Genomic DNA, 572 nt, shown 5'->3' with positions numbered 1-572 from the left:
ATCAGCGAGGTCAGGCGGCCCTGGTTGGCGAACGGCTCGCGGGTGACGGCCGGGTAGTACAGCAGCTTGTCGCCGATCATCTCGCCCAGGAACTCGTGCTCACGCAGTTCCTTCTCGAAATAATCGCGGTAGGCCAGATCCTTTTCGTAGCGCACGCCATGGCACAGGATCACCTTCTCGAAGCGCTCGTAGGTCTCCGGGTCCTTGATCACCGACAGCCACGGTGCCATGCCGGTGCCGGTGCCCAGCAGGTACAGGTTCTTGCCGGGGTGCAGGTCGCTGATCAGCAGGGTGCCGGTAGGCTTCTTGCCGACCAGCACCTTGTCGCCCGGCTTGATGTGCTGCAGACGCGAGGTCAGCGGGCCGTCCTGCACCTTGATGCTGAAGAACTCCAGGTGCTCTTCCCAGTTGGCGCTGGCGATGGAATAGGCGCGCAGCAGCGGCCGCGCCTCGGTTTCCAGGCCGATCATCACGAACTGGCCGTTCTCGAAGCGGAAACCGCTGTCGCGGGTGAGGGTGAAGCTGAAGTAGGCATCGGTCCAGTGACGGACCTCAAGCACCGTTTCGGCGCC

1 protein-coding gene is annotated in these 572 nt (G+C 63.5%); it reads right to left on the bottom strand.

The features are described from left to right. Window positions 1–572: ferredoxin--NADP reductase (locus ACYVEA_RS34755; protein WP_461117930.1), on the bottom strand; the 572-nt coding region annotated here is incomplete at both ends.

Source organism: Spirosoma jeollabukense, from assembly GCF_054777855.1.
Note: the sequence above shows the minus strand (reverse complement) of the source record. Positions and strands in the feature narration are given on the sequence as shown.